The following is a 13,138-nucleotide window of genomic DNA, read 5'->3' as shown; positions in this document are numbered from 1 at the left end:
AATAGGTGCAATTTACGTAGTGTGGGGCGGGTCGGGCTCGAACCGACGACGACGGAATTATGAGTTCCGGGCTCTAACCAACTGAGCTACCGCCCCTAACGTTCTTGGCAATCTTACTTTCTATTCTTAATCTCTAGAAACTCCGCGCCTACCTAGGTATTCCCAAATACCCATTACGCCAAGAATTAAGGCAAAACCAAAGAGTAAATCTTCTGCAGGAGCTGACGCGATACGAAGTCCAAATATTGCATCAGGGCTATACATAACAATATTGCGAGATGTCAGCCACCAATTAGTCAGTAATTGAAAAGGCAAGATGATTGCATATGACGTCCAGAATGCGCGTCGCTTTAAAAGTGGTTGGCTATAAGCAAAGAGATCAACGGCAATAGCGATGAGGGCTGCAGTAATAGCGATCTGGCTATACGTCATAGCGCTGCTTCCAATGCTTATTAACCGTTGTGACAGCTTCAATTGTCATGAGGGCAGCAAGGGGAATAATGAGGAAAAACAGAAACTCTTCTAGTGGAATATTAAAAGGACCGTAGATTCCAAGGATTTTGTCGCGATCAAAGAACCAGTGTCCTTGCTTGATTGCATAGGCATCCCACATCAAAAACATCGCAGCCACAGGAATGATGCTGATGGCTGCTCTTTTAATGCGACGCAAGACACCGACTTTTAAAATCACTTCAAGCCAGAAAGATCCCACAACGGTAAAGGCCAACATGGCCATGTATGAAAACTTAAGCACGTCCAATCTTCTCACAGGATTGTGAGATAGCCTCGGTTCATGTTGCGACGCATATCTGTGATTATTACTGGAATTCTTTTATTGGGCATAACTCCCGCTGTTGCAGCCCCTATCTATGTATTTCCGGTGGCTGATTGCAAGGTCAACTATGCACGCGCCCATCATGATTATCCAGCCACAGATATATTGGCAAAAAAAGGGTGCAAATTTGTTTCACCTATAGATGGCGTTGTTGATGAAGTAAATCGCACAGATTTGTGGAGCGGTAAAACCAACTTAGGTATTGATCGCGGGGGACTATACGTATCTGTTATTGGCACAGATGGTGTGCGCTATTACGGATCGCACCTGCGCACAATTGTTAAAAGTATTGAGCCAGGTGTTGCCGTTAAGGCCGGACAAATAATCGGAACAATTGGCAGCACCGGCAGTGCACGTGGCACATCGCCACATCTTCACTTTGGAATTTCTTGGCCAACTCCCACACAAGCAAATGTGTGGTGGGTGCGACGCGGTGCGGTGTTGCCGTGGAAGTATTTAGATGCGTGGAATGCTGGAAAAGATTTATCACCTGTGAAAGCTGTTGCAAAACAATTAGCAAAAGTTGGCGAGATTCCGCCAGAGCCTAAAAAATAAGATTAAAAAAATCCCCGGCGCTTTTGGCACCGGGGATTTTTAGTAAAGCTTGTAAGTGTTATTAGGCAGGATTTACTGCATCGGCCTGAGGACCCTTTGGACCCTGTACGACCTCAAATGAAACTGCCTGACCCTCTTCAAGGGACTTGTAACCGTTTCCTTGAATTGCTGAGTAGTGAACGAATACATCTTGTCCGCCACCGTCAACTGCAATGAAACCGAAACCCTTTTCAGAGTTGAACCACTTAACTGTGCCTGTTGCCATGTTTTACTTTTCCTTCGATATGTGGGTGTTTAAGAAATCCTTAAACACGGTCTTCCTCTTGCGCCAGCGATACCGAGCATGTGAACATGAAACGGGTACTGATTAAGCGTCCGACTAGGTAAAAGCGTACCTGCTACTGCTCGGTTCACCTAAAGCGGGACTAGACAGTTACGCGTAAGAGGAGCACAATTTAGGTAATTACTCCTGCAAGCGCTGGTGGACTGGGGAAGGTCGCATCAAGAGCGCACCTTGCTAGGAGATTTAAATGCTTACTCGTGGATCCCTCTATATCCATTCCTGCCCTGCTGCGTTAAAACACCATGTCGAATGGTCGCTTCAATCCATCCTGGGTAATGGGATTTCTCTGTCATGGCGCACACAACCGCTGATGGCTGGAACATTTAGATGCGAAATCTCCTGGCGCGAGAAAACAAGTAAGGCATCAGAAATAGCAACAGCTCTTCGTTCATGGCATTACGTGCGATTTGAAGTACGCGATGAGTCTGAAAACGGCGGAGATTTCTTCCGCTTCACACCAGAGCTTGGTATCCATCGCGCAAGCATTGATGGAGCCGGATCTATTGTGATTAATGAAAACCAAATTACCGCAGCACTTGATAAGAGTTTTGATGAGGAAGCACTTCGCACCGCATTGCACGATGCAATGGGTATGAAGTGGGAACTCGAACTCGAGCCGCTGCGGGCAGTAGATATGCAAGAGCGCTCGCACTTGCAGGCAATCTGATTAACAGAAAATTCACAGAAAAAGAGAGTTAGAATAGGCACATGAGCATAAACAATCCACAATCCGCAATCGAGCGCACAAAGGCAATCACACTTATCGTTGTTGCTGTCATCATGGCAGTCGCAGTTGGCGGTGGATTAGTACAAGTAGGCGCAGGTTTTGCATCTCGCTCCAATAGCGGCATCACAGTCACAGGCTCTGCAAAGACAGAAGCAGTTGCTGACAATGTTGTGTGGACACTCAATGCCTCTCAAACAAGTGCCAATGTTGCAGATGCTGTTCGCAAAGTTGGCTCAGATGTTGAAGCTCTCACAAACTATTTAACAAAGGGTGGCGTTGCAGCCGATGCGCTGACCTTGGGATCTGTTTCAACCTATGCCAACCAGGAATACGTCAACGGAAATAGCACAGGACGCATACTTAACTACGTTGCTAATCGTGACCTTACTGTTCGCTCAAAAGATGTAGAACTGATCTCACGCTTGAGCCAGGGAATCGGTGCGCTCTTACAAACAGGCGTCAACGTTAATAACTACGGACCACAGTATTACGTCAGCACACTTCCAGATCTTCGCCCTCAATTATTGGCAGAAGCGATGAAGGATGCACAAGTTCGTGCAAAGGCAATGACTGATGCAGTCGGTGGTGGAGTTGGTCAAGTTCTAGCCGTGAAAAGTGGTGTCATCCAAGTAACTACTCCGGATTCAACAATGACAGCTGATGTCGGTGCATATGACACAAGCACAATTCAAAAGACTGTGACAGCAACTGTTTCAGTAACTTTTAAAACTAAGTAATTTAAAGAGGGATATTGCCGTGTGAACCACGGCGATGTGGTGCTTCGCTGATTGCTTTTGCTAGGGCAGAGCGAGTTTTGTTTGGTTCGATAATTTCATCGACAGCGCCAATCTCTACTGCGCGGGTAATTCCGCCAGAGACTTTGTCGTGTTCTGCAGCAAGCGTTAACTCTGTTGCTTCACGTTGATCTTCCGGTAAATCTGCAAGTAAGCGACGATTCAAGACTCGAACTGCTGCGACTGCGCCCATGACTGATACTTCAGCAGTTGGCCATGCAAATACTTTTGATGCACCGAGTGATTTGGAGTTCATAGCAACGTAGGCGCCGCCGTAAGCGCGGCGAGTAGTGAGCGTTACGCGGGGGACTACAGATTCTGCGAATGCATGAAGCAATTTTGCACCGCGACGAACAGCGCCTTCCCACTCTTGACCTGCGCCAGGCAAAAATCCTGGAACATCTGCAATAACAATTAAGGGAATTCCAAAGGCGTCGCATGTGCGAACAAAGCGCGCAGCTTTTTCTCCAGCGGATGAATCAAGTGCACCGCCGATGTGCGCCGGGTTATTTGCAATAACGCCAACAGTTGCGCCACCGAGGCGACCAAGAACCGTGGTCATATTTTCTGCCCACATAGGAAGCAGTTCTAACTTTTCGCTATCTGCATCAAGAATGGCATCGATGAGCGGATGTACGTCGTAGCTGCGCTTATGTGCATCAGGAACGTGAACAGAAAGATCAGAGTCGGTGATGTTTGTGTTCATTGTGCCCTGATTAGCAAAGAGTGATGTTGCATTTCTAATTGTGTTAAATGCTTCTTCTTCAGTGTGTGCAATAACGTGTGCAACGCCGCTATTTTTACGGTGTGCATCTGGGCCACCGAGTGTTGCAATATCTATTTTTTCACCAGTCACAGATTTAACAACTCCAGGACCTGTAACAAAGATGCGACCTTCAGGTGCAAGTACAACGATGTCAGTGAGTGCTGGTCCGTATGCACCGCCACCTGCTGCTGGTCCAAGGATGAGAGATAACTGTGGAATGCGACCACTTGCTGCAACCATTGCAGAGAAGACTTCACCGAATGCACTTAGGGATGAAACTCCATCACTTAAACGCGCACCACCTGAGTGCCAAATACCAATGATCGGCAAATTTTCTTTCATCGCTGCTTTATATGCGGCGACAATTACGTGTGCACCATCGGCTCCTAGTGCACCACCTTGTTTTGTGGCATCGGATGCAAAGATGATTACTTTGTTTCCTTTTATAACACCGGTTGCAGCAACCATTCCGCAATCTGTGCGGGGAATAAGTAATTCATGTGCGCCGTTATCAACTAAACGCTCTATACGCGCAATCGGATCGCGTTGATCCATTAGAAGGACTTAAAGGCGAGTACGACGTTATGGCCGCCGAAACCAAATGAATCATTAAGCGCTGCAATATCACCTTGTGGCAGAGCGCGTGGTTTATCGCGAACAACATCGATTGTTACTGCAGGATCTAGATTTTCAATATTCATAGTCGGTGGTGCTAAACGTTCTTGCAACGCTTTCACAATAAAGACAGATTCGATAGCTCCAGCTCCACCAAGTAAGTGACCAGTCGATGATTTAGTTGCAGAGACAGCAACGTGGTCAGCGTCTGCGCCAAGTGCAAGTCTGAGTGCATTGGCTTCTGCAACATCGCCGGCAGGGGTAGATGTTGCGTGTGCATTTAAATGAATAATATCTTTTGTTGTTAGCCCAGAATCACGAAGTGCGAACTTAATTGCGCGCTGCACACCAGAGCCATCTGGGTCTGGGGCTGCGATGTGATAGCCATCTGATGAAAGACCTTGTCCAACTAATTCGCAGTAAATCTTGGCACCGCGTGCTTGTGCATGCCCTAGCTCTTCAAGAATTAAAACTCCGCCGCCTTCGCCGAGAACAAAGCCATCACGATCAATGTCATATGGCCTAGACGCATGGGCAGGGTCATCGTTTCGTGTGCTCAATGCTTTCATCGCAGCAAAGCCAGCCATTGGTAATTGGTGAATTGCAGCTTCAACACCGCCTGAAACAATGATGTCTGCGCGATTAGAGCGAATCATTTCGAGTGCGTAACCAATTGCTTCAGCACCTGATGCACATGCACTGACCGGTGTGTGAACACCTGCTTGTGCTTTGAGTTCGATACCAACGTGGGCCGCGGGACCATTTGGCATAAGCATCGGCACTGTGTGTGGACTGACAAGGCGCGAACCCTTTTCTTTCAAAACATCGAATTGATCAAGAAGAGTTATGACTCCACCGATGCCGGATGCGATAACAACACCGAGTCGTTCGTTATCGACAACAGGGGATCCCGCATCTTTCCAAGCTTCGCGGGAAGCAATTAATGCAAATTGTTCTGAACGATCCAATCGGCGCATTTCTACGCGCTCCATTACTTCACTTGGTTCTTGTGCAACGCGGGCTGCGAAGTGAACAGATAAACCCGAGGCCCACTCTTCAGTCAATGTGCGCACACCAGATGTGCCGGCAAGTAAAGCCGACCATGAAGATGCGACATCTCCACCTATAGGGGTGGTGGCACCGAGTCCTGTGACTACAACGCGACGCATGGGGATCTAACTAAATAATTACTTTGCAGCGTTAACGATGAAGTTAACAGCATCGCCAACAGTTGCGAGCTCAGTTACTTTCTCATCAGGAATTTTAATTCCAAAGCGCTCTTCAGCAGCGACAACAACTTCAACCATGCTGAGGGAATCTACTTCTAGGTCATCAGTGAAGTTCTTGTCGAGTTCAATTGATGCTGCAGGAATACCGGCAACTTCTTCAACGATCTCTTTAAGTCCTGCTAATACATCAGCTTGTGAAAGTGCCATCTGAGTAAATCCTCTTTCCGTAGATGTTGCTAGGCGGTAATTCTCTCTGATTCTTGCCTTACTTACGAGTAATTGCCCCCAATAAGCGAGAAATTATTTTGGTGCAGGTGGCAATTGGACTACTTGTCCTGCATAAACAAGGCCTGCGCCATATCCGATCAGCAATGCAAGTGATCCATGCAACTCAGGATGTTTTTCAAGGAGAGCATCCATTGCAAGTGGAATTGATGCTGCAGATGTATTTCCATTTGTCTTGATGTCATCTGCAATCACCACAGAATCAGGAATATCCATTTGGCGTGCCATTGCTTCGATGATTCTAAAGTTTGCTTGGTGAGGAATAAATGCACCGAGTTGATCAACGCTGACACCAGCTGCTTCTAATGTGCGAATTGCAGCTTTGCTCATTTCAAATACTGCCCAACGAAAAACAGTCTGTCCTTGTTGTTCGATGTTTGGCCACTTTAATTGCTCGATAGTTGATTGTGGAGTTTTCTTGTAATCAGTCCAGGCTGGCTCCATCAAAATTGCATCGCGGTTGGCAGCATCTGATCCCCAAATAGTTGGGCCAATACCAACATGATCTGCAGCGCTAACAACAACTGCGCCAGCGCCATCTGCAAAAATAAAGGCCGTAGCGCGATCATCTGGGTCAGTAAAATCTGAGATCTTTTCAACACCGACGACAAGTACGTTTTTAGATGTTCCACCGCGGATTAAATCATTTGCCATTCCAACTCCATAACAAAAACCAGCACAGGCAGCGCCAACATCGAAAGCTGCAGCCTTTGGATTTCCTAAGCGTTCGATTAGTGCCGTTGCCGCACTCGGTGCTTGATAAGGAAAAGTAATTGTTGCAACGATGACAGTGTCGATATCTGCAATGCTTAGTTTGGCTCGCTTAAGCGCCATTTCACTAGCAGCTTGGGCCATATCAATGACTGATTCATCAGGGCCTGCAAAGCGTCGCGATTCAATGCCGGTGCGTTGTTGAATCCACTCATCACTTGAATCAATTCGATCCACAATTTCAGAATTCGGTACTAAACGCGCAGGGCGATACGTGCCAACAGAGAGAATTTGTGCTTCAGAGCCTTTGCTACTTTTTATTGTGGCCACTTAGTTGCTCCCATGCTTGGCTGCAAAACTTTGCGCAGCCTCTAGATCATCAGGTGATTTCAATGCAAAGGTTTCGATATCTGGTTCTGCTCGCTTGAGTAATCCAACTAGCGTGCCAGCAGGTGCTAACTCAATTACTCCTGTAACACCCATAGATTTCAGGGTACTCATACACAAGTCCCAGCGCACCGGATTTGCGATCTGCGCCACGATGCGATCCATGAATTCGCGCCCAGTGGCAACTTTGCCACCTTCTTTATTAGAAATAATTGTGGCAATCGGATCATGCGAGTGTGTGCTGGAAACGAGTGCACGTAGTGGCTCGATGGCAGGTTGCATATAAGAGGTGTGAAATGCACCAGCAACAGCGAGCGCACGAACGCGAGCACCTTCAGGCGGGTTGGCTGCAAGTTTTTCTAAACCTTCGAGGGAGCCGGCTGCAACAATTTGTCCGCCGCCATTTTCATTTGCCGCAACTAATCCCGCTGCAGTAATTGCGGCAACGACTGCATCCCTTTCGCCACCTAAGACCGCTGACATTCCCGCAGGTGTAATCGCAGCAGCTTTTGCCATTTCAAATCCGCGAGCATGAACTATTTTCATGGCGTCCGTTTCAGAGATGATGTTTGCAAGGCTTGCAGCCGTTATTTCTCCAACAGAGTGACCTGCAAAAACAGATGGCGTGATGCCCAGTGCTTTAAAACTTAATAAGCCGGCCGCAACAATTAACGGCTGGGCATTCGCCGTATCTTTAATCTGATCGGCATCTGCTGTTGTGCCAAGAGTGAGAAGATCAATACCTATTTCATCAGACCAGCCAGCGCATGTATCTCGAAGGGAAGAATCCTTAAGCCACGCACTGAGCATCCCGGGGGTTTGTGCACCTTGACCGGCAGCGATGATTGCGAGCATGTGGTTAGTTTAAGGTAGGTACTTGGTACTTACGAGTATTAAGCAGAAATGGCCTCTGTTGATTGAGTTTGCGCAAAATTAGCAAAGTGCACGTTATCTTCCTTAGGGCGTAAGCCACTAAATGCGTTTAACACCTTCTCTTTTGTTATCAATAGTAGAACTGCTGGAAGTAAATCAAAGCTGCGCTTAAAAAACCACGGTGTTCCTTTAAGAAGCATCCACGACATTGATTCCTTACGAGTTTTAATGTGAACTGGTGAAATTCTTATAGGAGCAATTGCGATTTCATCCATAAGAATCTTTCGAAAGTTCTTAGCTAAGTGCTGATGTCCTTTTTTGGAAGGATGCATGCGATCGACATGCCACATATCTTTTGTGTAGATATCTGCGATATCGCGAGTTTTCAAAAGCTTTGTTGAGAACTCTTCTGCAACCGCTTGGGTCAGGGCGTTGACCATAGTGATTCTGCGATCCAAAATCGCTGCCAACGTCTTGGGCAATTTCAATACTTTGTTTGGATCGTGAAGTTCTAGCAGTAACACGGTGCTGTTCTGAGCGGTTAATTGCGAAACAATCTCACGAAGGTTTTGATGAAAGCGCTGTGGTGAAAATCCGTTTCGCAATACATCATTTCCACCAACAATAACTGCTGCCAAATCGGGCTTGAGCTCAAGGGCATGTTTTAACTGAACATCTCTGACTTCTTGAGATTGTGCACCTGGTCGTGAAACATTTGCATAGACAAGCGGTGATTGAATGCAACGGGCTAAGTAATATCCCCAACCAAAGTTATTGCCAAATTTGTCAGAGTCGCCGATACCAGCTGCCGCACTATCGCCCATGATCACAAAGCGAAGTGGCGCTGACATTAGGCCGCTCGCAACCTGTGTTGGGCTTTTTTAACCTTTTGTGAATCATCATGTAAACGCAACATCTGCGAAACAGTTGCACTCCACGGAAAGTTCTCTGCTTGCTGGTTGCATTGACGCGCTAAATCAGAGTTGCGTGATCGAAGGCGCATGACATCTTTAATCGCTTCTGCATAACCAAGGGCTGTGTTATCAAATACCGCGCCAACTGGATGCTCAGATCCCAGCAATAGAAATTCGCCAACAGCACTGGTCTTTGATGCAACCACAGGGGTACCAGAGGCAAGTGATTCCATTGCAGCTAAACAAAAAGTTTCAATCGGACCAGGTGCCAGTGAGATATCGGCGCTAGAAAGAATTGCGGCTAACTTTTGACGACCTGCAACGTAACCCAGGAAGGTCACTGGCAAATCCTTAGATGCTTGCATAAGTTTTTTCTGTAGCGGACCGATTCCAACATATACAAGGTGTGCGTTTATTCCTTGTTGGAGTAAGAGTTCAAGTGCTTGCATTGAGCGTTCGGGTTTCTTTTCAGGAGAGAGCCGACCACAGTGAACCAACAAAATATCTGCACCCTTGAGCAATTCTGTGCGAAGTGATTCATCTCTGTTGCGTGGATGAAAGTTCACTAAATCAACACCGAGTGGAATTGTCACAAGGTTTGGGGTGCCAATTTCTTTAAATTCTTTGGCTGCAAATTGTGTTGTTGCGATTACATACTTAAAGCGAGATGCAAGCCTTCTGTTGTGCCAATTAACAAAGCGAGTCAAAGAAAACCTCAGATGAGTTTTAACTAGCCCCGAAAGTGTTTCGTGGCTTAAGACGACAGCAGGTATGCCGCGCTTTCTGGCCCATGTGCCAATTTGTGAAAGCGTGAAGCGATCTGAGATTTCAATGGCATCTGGCTTTAGCGTTGTAATTAAATTTTTCACATCTTTGTTGCGCCTAATAATTCGGTATCCGCCACTAAAAGGAATCAGAATTGATGGCAGGTGAATCATGCGACCTGTTGGAGTCTCTTCGCAGTAAAAGCCGCTTCCAGGAACAATGAAGGTAAATTCGTGACCGCGTTGAATGTAGCTATGGCCAAGGTTATGAATAGTTGTTCTAATGCCGCCGGACTTGTCGCCATAGAAATTAGCGATATGAAGAATTCTCATGCGACAGCCTCCGTATGTGATGTGCTGTGAGCGGTAGAAAGTTCTCGGTAGTGATCGATGAGCTGGTTATTTACTTTTTCCCATGTGCGGTTGATGACGGATTGGCGTGCGGTAATTCCCATGAGTTCGCGGGTATGTGAATCACTTAAGAGTTCAAATGCTGCAACTAAATCTGATGCGTTGCTGGTATCTAGTAAGAATCCAGTTCGACCATGCTGCACAAGATCTAGCGGACCGCCAGAGTTCGGAGCAATGACGGCAACACCGGATGCCAGAGACTCTTGAATAGATTGGCAGAAAGTTTCGTGTTTGCCTGTGTGCACGAAGATATCAAAGGATGCGTAATGTGCAGCCAGATCTTCATTGGACTTGTAACCAACGAATAGCGCACGAGGCAGCGCTCGTTCTAACTTCTGGCGTGCTGGTCCATCGCCAACAATTACAAGTTGAACATCGCTGCGATCGTGAAGCGGGGCTAAATCTTCAATGCGTTTTTCATTGGCTAGGCGACCAACGTATCCCACAATTATTTTGCCTGTGTCATTGGCTATGAATGAATTTCTTAAATCAGCAGAGCGCTTATCTGGATTAAATTTGACACTGTCAACACCACGTTGCCATAAGGCGACATTGTCAACACCGGATGATTGCAGTTGCTCACATGACCACGATGAAGGAGCGAGAGTGCGGTCAGTTTGTTTGTGAATGTTTGCCACCCAGTTAGTCAGTTGTGAGTGCGCGATTGATAGACCGTAGTGACGAGCGAATCCTGCGACGTCGGTTTGATAAATCGAAAGAGTTGGAATGCTTAAACGTTGAGCAATGCGGGTGGCATATTTTCCAAGAAAGAAAGGCGATGCAAGGTGAATGACATCTGGGTTAAATCCTTCAATCAGCGGCTCCATGGAACGTTGTGGGAAACCAACTGGCAGTAAACCTTTGACAGCCAAACTTGGTACGCGCTTGACTCGAAATCCTGCATATGTCGATGGTGCGTTCTCGCTATCAGGTGCGATCACCATCGCTTCATGGCCTTTAGCTGAAAGAGTTTCTAGGACTCGAAGAACTGAATTGGTTACGCCATTTACTTGGGGGAGGAAGGATTCGGTTACTACAGCTACGCGTAGTGAATCGTTCATGGGTGCAATAGTCAGGCTCAGAGGAACTCTCAAGTCGAACTTGAGGTTACGTGTTGGCGAAGGCTGAGTTAACGCTTGAATTTAAGTCGTGAAGTCGCCTACCCACGGGTAACCTTTTACCTATGAAGATCGCCGTCTGCATCAAACAGGTCCCAGATTCTTGGGCTGAGAAAAAAATGGGCGCAGATGGTTTTCTCGATCGCCAAAACGTGGACGCAGTACTTAACGATTTAGATGAATATGCAGTCGAAGAAGCACTGCGCATTGTCGAAGCACATGGTGGCAATGAAGAAGGTGGCCCACACACTGTCACTCTTATTTCAATGGGACCAGATCGCGCGACGGAGGCAATTCGCAAAGCTTTATCCATGGGTGCAAATGATGCGATTTTGGTCAGCGATGTGGCACTCGCCGGCTCAGATGCGCTTGCAACATCTTCAGTGCTGGCCGAAGTAATTAAAAAGGGTGGATTTGATTTAGTAATTTGTGGAACAGAGTCAACTGATGCTCGCATGAGCGTTGTGCCAGCCATGATTGCAGCGCGCTTGCAGTGGCCACAACTTACTTTTGCAGGAAAAGTAGATGTTGATGTTGCCGGCAACAAAGTCTTGATTACTCGAGTGACTGAAGCCGGTGTTGATGCGATGAGCGCTTCAATGCCTGCAGTTATCAGCGTTGTAGAAAAGATAAACGAGCCGCGCTATCCATCCTTTAAAGGAATTATGGCTGCGAAGAAAAAAACTATTGAAACTCGCGATCTTGCAACTGTGGGTGCATCGGTGCAGAGCCCATGGTCATTAGTTGTTGATTCAGCGCTTCGTCCACCACGGGCTGCTGGCATAAAAGTTACTGATGAAGGCGATGCAGGCAATGCCCTCGTTAACTTCCTGGCCGAAAAGAAGTTGATATGAGCCGCACATTTATTGTGGCTGATTTCTTTGGCGAAGCAGCGACAAAAACAACTGCAGAGCTAGCAACTGCAGCCGCACGAATTGGTGATGTCACAGCAGTTGTTCTGGCACCTGCCGGCAAAGGCGCAGCAATGGCTGCCACAGTAAATGTTGGCCCCATCGCATCTGTGATTGTTGTTGAATCTGCAGACTTTGCAACACATGGTGTTGCAGCAATGGCTGATGCACTTGCTCAATTAACCACAACGCATTCACCAACGGCTGTTCTGATTGCCTCTCATGCGATGGGCAAAGAAATCGCAGGCCGCCTGGCAGTTGCAACTAATAGCGGAATCATTACTGATGCCCAAGATGTTGCAGCCGATCGCACCTGCACGCAATTAGTTTTCGGTGGTTCCACAACTGTTCATTCAGCAGTTAACACAGCAACTGCCGTTATTACTGTGCGACCAAACTCTGTTGAAGCAAGCACCGCTGCTGCAACTCCTGCAATTGAAAGCGCGGCAATAACAATTGCAGATTTTGCAAAGGGTGCGACGATTACATCTTCACAACCTCCTGTTAAGGGCGGGCGACCAGAGTTAACCGAGGCCGACATAGTTGTTTCAGGTGGACGTGGAACCGATGGAAACTTTGCACCAGTTGAAGCATTTGCAGATGAACTCGGCGCAGCCGTTGGTGCATCACGGGCTGCAACGGATGCTGGTTGGTATCCACATTCACATCAAGTGGGACAGACTGGAAAATCTGTAAGCCCGCAGCTATACGTTGCATGTGGAATTTCCGGAGCGATTCAACATCGCGCAGGCATGCAAACCAGTAAGACAATCGTTGTGGTCAATAAAGATCCAGAAGCCCCACTCTTTGAAATCGCAGATTTTGGCGTCATAGGCGATCTCTTCGCTGTGCTGCCACAGGCTACGCAAGGCGTGCACTCTCGTAAGTCCTAGACTTACA

General features: G+C 47.2%; 16 protein-coding genes and 1 tRNA gene. 5 read left to right on the top strand and 12 right to left on the bottom strand.

Features of this window, described 5'->3' with window-relative positions; genetic code table 11:
- Window positions 1-22 precede the first annotated feature (22 nt).
- The 3 genes from PHILAsVB114_RS05295 to PHILAsVB114_RS05285 form a co-directional block, all read right to left on the bottom strand.
- Window positions 23-96 (bottom strand) — tRNA-Ile (locus tag PHILAsVB114_RS05295).
- A gap of 30 nt (window positions 97-126) precedes the next feature.
- Window positions 127-432 carry a lycopene cyclase domain-containing protein gene (locus tag PHILAsVB114_RS05290; RefSeq protein ID WP_095698334.1) on the bottom strand — a complete coding sequence of 102 codons (306 nt, stop codon included), beginning with the start codon at window positions 430-432 and terminating at the stop codon, window positions 127-129.
- Window positions 422-754, bottom strand: a complete 333-nt coding sequence (locus PHILAsVB114_RS05285; protein WP_204246774.1) for a lycopene cyclase domain-containing protein — start codon at window positions 752-754, stop codon at window positions 422-424. Before PHILAsVB114_RS05285 ends, PHILAsVB114_RS05290 begins: the two co-directional genes overlap by 11 nt.
- A 39-nt stretch (window positions 755-793) precedes the next feature.
- On the opposite strand from PHILAsVB114_RS05285, the gene PHILAsVB114_RS05280 reads away from it, so the two are divergent.
- Window positions 794-1,390, top strand: coding sequence for a M23 family metallopeptidase (locus PHILAsVB114_RS05280; RefSeq protein WP_095698332.1), 597 nt, complete (start codon window positions 794-796; stop codon window positions 1,388-1,390).
- 61 nt (window positions 1,391-1,451) lie between these two features.
- On the opposite strand, the gene PHILAsVB114_RS05275 is transcribed toward PHILAsVB114_RS05280, so the two are convergent.
- Complete coding sequence (locus PHILAsVB114_RS05275; protein WP_017956305.1) at window positions 1,452-1,655, bottom strand: cold-shock protein; 204 nt, start codon at window positions 1,653-1,655, stop codon at window positions 1,452-1,454.
- Between the two features lie 265 nt (window positions 1,656-1,920).
- On the opposite strand from PHILAsVB114_RS05275, the gene PHILAsVB114_RS05270 reads away from it, so the two are divergent.
- Window positions 1,921-2,400 carry a DUF3145 family protein gene (locus tag PHILAsVB114_RS05270; RefSeq protein WP_095698331.1) on the top strand — a complete coding sequence of 160 codons (480 nt, stop codon included), beginning with the start codon at window positions 1,921-1,923 and terminating at the stop codon, window positions 2,398-2,400.
- Between the two features lie 41 nt (window positions 2,401-2,441).
- Complete coding sequence (locus PHILAsVB114_RS05265) at window positions 2,442-3,197, top strand: SIMPL domain-containing protein (protein ID WP_095698330.1); 756 nt, start codon at window positions 2,442-2,444, stop codon at window positions 3,195-3,197.
- Between the two features lies 1 nt (window position 3,198).
- Here PHILAsVB114_RS05265 and PHILAsVB114_RS05260 read toward each other — a convergent pair whose 3' ends face one another.
- The 8 genes from PHILAsVB114_RS05260 to PHILAsVB114_RS05225 form a co-directional block, all read right to left on the bottom strand.
- Window positions 3,199-4,575: an acyl-CoA carboxylase subunit beta gene (locus PHILAsVB114_RS05260; RefSeq protein ID WP_095698329.1), complete on the bottom strand. Its 1,377-nt coding sequence runs from the start codon at window positions 4,573-4,575 to the stop codon at window positions 3,199-3,201.
- Window positions 4,575-5,804, bottom strand: a complete 1,230-nt coding sequence (gene fabF, locus PHILAsVB114_RS05255) for a beta-ketoacyl-ACP synthase II (protein ID WP_095698328.1) — start codon at window positions 5,802-5,804, stop codon at window positions 4,575-4,577. The genes PHILAsVB114_RS05260 and fabF overlap by 1 nt, the downstream gene beginning before the upstream one ends.
- Window positions 5,805-5,822: 18 nt before the next feature.
- Window positions 5,823-6,071, bottom strand: a complete 249-nt coding sequence (locus PHILAsVB114_RS05250) for an acyl carrier protein (protein WP_095698327.1) — start codon at window positions 6,069-6,071, stop codon at window positions 5,823-5,825.
- A gap of 93 nt (window positions 6,072-6,164) precedes the next feature.
- Window positions 6,165-7,190 carry a beta-ketoacyl-ACP synthase III gene (locus tag PHILAsVB114_RS05245; protein ID WP_095698326.1) on the bottom strand — a complete coding sequence of 342 codons (1,026 nt, stop codon included), beginning with the start codon at window positions 7,188-7,190 and terminating at the stop codon, window positions 6,165-6,167.
- On the bottom strand, window positions 7,191-8,102 hold the full coding sequence (locus PHILAsVB114_RS05240) for an ACP S-malonyltransferase (protein WP_095698325.1): 912 nt from the start codon (window positions 8,100-8,102) through the stop codon (window positions 7,191-7,193).
- A gap of 38 nt (window positions 8,103-8,140) precedes the next feature.
- Window positions 8,141-8,971 carry an SGNH/GDSL hydrolase family protein gene (locus PHILAsVB114_RS05235; protein ID WP_095698324.1) on the bottom strand — a complete coding sequence of 277 codons (831 nt, stop codon included), beginning with the start codon at window positions 8,969-8,971 and terminating at the stop codon, window positions 8,141-8,143.
- Window positions 8,971-10,131, bottom strand: a complete 1,161-nt coding sequence (locus PHILAsVB114_RS05230) for a glycosyltransferase (RefSeq protein WP_095698323.1) — start codon at window positions 10,129-10,131, stop codon at window positions 8,971-8,973. The genes PHILAsVB114_RS05235 and PHILAsVB114_RS05230 overlap by 1 nt, the downstream gene beginning before the upstream one ends.
- Window positions 10,128-11,270 carry a glycosyltransferase family 4 protein gene (locus tag PHILAsVB114_RS05225; RefSeq protein WP_095698322.1) on the bottom strand — a complete coding sequence of 381 codons (1,143 nt, stop codon included), beginning with the start codon at window positions 11,268-11,270 and terminating at the stop codon, window positions 10,128-10,130. The genes PHILAsVB114_RS05230 and PHILAsVB114_RS05225 overlap by 4 nt, the downstream gene beginning before the upstream one ends.
- 122 nt (window positions 11,271-11,392) lie before the next feature.
- Here PHILAsVB114_RS05225 and PHILAsVB114_RS05220 point away from each other — a divergent pair, with 122 nt between their 5' ends.
- A complete protein-coding gene (locus tag PHILAsVB114_RS05220; RefSeq protein ID WP_095698321.1) occupies window positions 11,393-12,181 on the top strand; it encodes an electron transfer flavoprotein subunit beta/FixA family protein in 789 nt (262 codons plus the stop codon).
- Window positions 12,178-13,131 carry an electron transfer flavoprotein subunit alpha/FixB family protein gene (locus PHILAsVB114_RS05215; protein WP_095698320.1) on the top strand — a complete coding sequence of 318 codons (954 nt, stop codon included), beginning with the start codon at window positions 12,178-12,180 and terminating at the stop codon, window positions 13,129-13,131. The genes PHILAsVB114_RS05220 and PHILAsVB114_RS05215 overlap by 4 nt, the downstream gene beginning before the upstream one ends.
- The last annotated feature ends 7 nt before the right edge of the window (window positions 13,132-13,138 follow it).

This window comes from Candidatus Planktophila limnetica (assembly GCF_002288365.1).
In the GTDB taxonomy this organism is placed as follows: Bacteria; Actinomycetota; Actinomycetes; order Nanopelagicales; family Nanopelagicaceae; genus Planktophila; species Planktophila limnetica.
The sequence above is the reverse complement of the archived record's forward strand: the minus strand, read 5'-3'. Positions and strand labels throughout refer to the sequence as shown.

Bases quoted from the DNA above. Each gene is read 5' to 3' on its own strand.
- PHILAsVB114_RS05290 (WP_095698334.1), bottom strand. From the start codon at position 432: ATGACGTATAGCCAGATCGCTATTACTGCAGCCCTCATCGCTATTGCC.
- PHILAsVB114_RS05280 (WP_095698332.1), top strand. From the start codon at position 794: ATGTTGCGACGCATATCTGTGATTATTACTGGAATTCTTTTATTGGGC.
- PHILAsVB114_RS05275 (WP_017956305.1), bottom strand. From the start codon at position 1,655: ATGGCAACAGGCACAGTTAAGTGGTTCAACTCTGAAAAGGGTTTCGGT.
- PHILAsVB114_RS05270 (WP_095698331.1), top strand. From the start codon at position 1,921: ATGCTTACTCGTGGATCCCTCTATATCCATTCCTGCCCTGCTGCGTTA.
- PHILAsVB114_RS05265 (WP_095698330.1), top strand. From the start codon at position 2,442: ATGAGCATAAACAATCCACAATCCGCAATCGAGCGCACAAAGGCAATC.
- PHILAsVB114_RS05260 (WP_095698329.1), bottom strand. From the start codon at position 4,575: ATGGATCAACGCGATCCGATTGCGCGTATAGAGCGTTTAGTTGATAAC.
- fabF (WP_095698328.1), bottom strand. From the start codon at position 5,804: ATGCGTCGCGTTGTAGTCACAGGACTCGGTGCCACCACCCCTATAGGT.
- PHILAsVB114_RS05250 (WP_095698327.1), bottom strand. From the start codon at position 6,071: ATGGCACTTTCACAAGCTGATGTATTAGCAGGACTTAAAGAGATCGTT.
- PHILAsVB114_RS05240 (WP_095698325.1), bottom strand. From the start codon at position 8,102: ATGCTCGCAATCATCGCTGCCGGTCAAGGTGCACAAACCCCCGGGATG.
- PHILAsVB114_RS05235 (WP_095698324.1), bottom strand. From the start codon at position 8,971: ATGTCAGCGCCACTTCGCTTTGTGATCATGGGCGATAGTGCGGCAGCT.
- PHILAsVB114_RS05230 (WP_095698323.1), bottom strand. From the start codon at position 10,131: ATGAGAATTCTTCATATCGCTAATTTCTATGGCGACAAGTCCGGCGGC.
- PHILAsVB114_RS05225 (WP_095698322.1), bottom strand. From the start codon at position 11,270: ATGAACGATTCACTACGCGTAGCTGTAGTAACCGAATCCTTCCTCCCC.
- PHILAsVB114_RS05220 (WP_095698321.1), top strand. From the start codon at position 11,393: ATGAAGATCGCCGTCTGCATCAAACAGGTCCCAGATTCTTGGGCTGAG.
- PHILAsVB114_RS05215 (WP_095698320.1), top strand. From the start codon at position 12,178: ATGAGCCGCACATTTATTGTGGCTGATTTCTTTGGCGAAGCAGCGACA.